Source organism: Protofrankia sp. CiP1_Cm_nod2, from assembly GCF_920664355.1.
GTDB lineage: Bacteria > Actinomycetota > Actinomycetes > Frankiales > Frankiaceae > Protofrankia.
This window is the reverse complement of the sequence record NZ_CAKKTL010000155.1, coordinates 11,170-13,790: the sequence shown is the minus strand read 5'-3', so window position 1 is coordinate 13,790 and position 2,621 is coordinate 11,170. Positions and strand designations below refer to the sequence as shown.

Sequence of the window (2,621 nt, the reverse complement as noted above, 5' to 3'; positions counted from 1 at the left end):
TCGAACACACGTTCCGCAGGCCTGGTGGGTTCGGGTGCCGCGGTCCGCCAGTGCGTCGGTGGCTGGGATCCGGAGGCGGCGCATCGGGCTGTCGGACCGTTCCAGTAGCGTTGGCCGGCTGTCTTATCAGGGGGAGGTCGGTCGTGCTGCTGGAGGAGCTCAAGCCAGGGCTGCGCGTCGACGGGCTCATCCCCGCCGAGGTCATCACGGTCATTGCCGCGCAATGGCACGGTTCCGACGCGCTCGAACTGACCTACAAGACCACCGCCGGCGGCCTCGGCCAGCAGGTCGTCTTCCGCAAGGACCAGGACAAGCTCAGCGTCGCCCAGACCGGCAGCCGCGCCTTCGACGCCAACGCCAGCGACTTCAAGCTCGCGGCCGAGGCGCAGCGCATCTCGCTGGCCGGGCTGTTCGACCCGATGCTCGCCGTCGCCACCAGTGACGTGCGGCCTCTCCCCCATCAGATCCGCGCGGTGTACGGCGAGCTGCTCCCGCGTACCCCGCTGCGCTTCCTGCTCGCCGACGACCCCGGCGCCGGCAAGACGATCATGGCCGGCCTCTACATCAAGGAGCTGCTGCTGCGCGATGACGTGAAGCAGTGCCTCATCGTCGCGCCCGGCGGGCTCGTGGAGCAGTGGCAGGACGAGCTCTTCTTCAAGTTCGGCCTCCGCTTCGATCTGCTGACCAGCCAGCTCATCGACTCCCAGGTCAACCTCAACGTCTTCGAGACCTACCCGCTCCTCATCGCACGGATGGATCAGCTCTCCCGCAACGAGCGGCTCCAGGCCCAGCTCGGAGAGACCGAATGGGATCTGATCATCGTCGACGAGGCCCACCGCATGGGCGCCCACTACTTCGGCGGCAAGCTGGAGAAGACCAGGCGCTTCCAGCTCGGGGAGCTCCTCGGCGAGATCACCCGCCATCTGCTGCTGATGACCGCGACCCCGCACTCGGGCAAGGAGGAGGACTTCCAGCTCTTCCTCACGCTGCTCGATCGGGACCGGTTCGAGGGCAGGCAGAAGAAGACCACGGACACCAGCGGGATCATGCGCCGCATGGTCAAGGAGGACCTGCTCACCTTCGAGGGCAGGAAGCTCTTCCCCGAACGCGTCGCGGAGACCGTTCCCTACGAGCTGACCGCGTCGGAGTACGCCCTCTACGAGGACGTCACCCACTACGTCCGCGAGGGGATGAACCGGGCCGACCGGGTCGGCGGCAAGCGCAAGAACACCGTCGGCTTCGCCCTCACCGTTCTCCAGCGGCGGCTTGCCTCCAGCCCGGAGGCGATCTACAAGAGCCTTGTGCGCCGTTGCGAGCGCCTGGAGCGCAAACGGCAGGAGATCCTCAACGGCACCTACCGCGAGCCGGACCCGGCAGTCGAGTGGAGTGCGATCGACGCCGACGAGTTCAACGCCGAGGAGATCGAGGAGCTGGAGGAGGACCTGCTCGACGCCGCCACCGCGGCGCAGACGGTAGCGGAGCTCAACGCGGAGCTGATCGAGCTGGCCGAGCTGGTGAAGACCGCCAGGCTCGTCCGCGACGCCGGCACCGACCGCAAGTGGACCGAGCTGTCGAACATCCTCCAGGACAACGCGCTGACCACCGACGCGAACGGCTGGCCGCGGAAGTTCATCATCTTCACCGAGCACCGTGACACCCTCGACTACCTCCAGGCCAGAATCGGATCGCTGCTCGGCAAGCCCGACACGGTCAGGGCCATTCACGGCGGCGTACGCCGCGGCGAGCGTCGCCAGATCACCGAGGAGTTCACCAAGAACCGCGACGTCCAGATTCTGATCGCCACCGACGCCGCCGGCGAGGGCCTTAACCTTCAGGCCGCCCATCTGATGGTCAACTACGACCTGCCGTGGAATCCCAACCGCATCGAGCAGCGGTTCGGCCGCGTCCACCGCATCGGCCAGGAGGAGATCTGCCGGCTGTGGAACCTCGTCGCGTCCAACACGCGTGAGGGTGAGGTCTTCACCCGCCTGCTGGGAAAGCTCGACCAGATGCGCCAGGACTACGGCGGCAAGGTCTTCGACGTCCTCGGTGAGGCCTTCTCCGAGATCCCGCTGCGCACCCTCCTGCTCGACGCCATCCAGTACGGCGAGCGCCCCGACGTGAAGGCGAGGATGCACGAGGTCATCGACGCCAGCGTCGGCGACGGCCTCAGGGACCTGCTCGAGGAGCGGGCGCTCGCGTCGGAGCACCTCGCCGAGGCCGACCTCCAGCGGCTGCGCGCGGCGATGGACGAGGCTCGCGCCCGGCGGCTCCAGCCGCACTACATCGAGCTGGCGTTCAAGGCGGCCTTCACCCGTCTCGGTGGCCGGATCGCCAGGCGTGAGCGGGGGCGCTACGAGATCGCGAACGTGCCCCAGCACATCCGCTCGGCCGGCAGGGGGCCGATCGCGACGAAGTACGACCGGGTCGCCTTCGACCTTGCCCACGCCCAGCCCGACGGGCTCGCTCGGGCCGACCTGCTCGCGCCCGGCCACCCGCTCCACGACGCGGTCATGGACGAGACCGTCCGGCGGTTCGGCGGCGCGCTGAACCATGGCACCGTGCTCGTGTCCTCGACCCTCGACGAGCCACACCTGCTCGTCGGCGTCGTCGAGGAGGTC

The 2,621-nt window shown here is 68.3% G+C and carries 1 protein-coding gene; it reads left to right on the top strand.

What is annotated here, in order from left to right; all coding sequences use genetic code 11:
• Positions 1–143 precede the first annotated feature (143 nt).
• Positions 144–2,621, top strand: a 2,478-nt coding sequence (locus NBW84_RS16605) for a helicase-related protein (RefSeq protein WP_250285651.1), incomplete at its 3' end; no start/stop codon positions are given.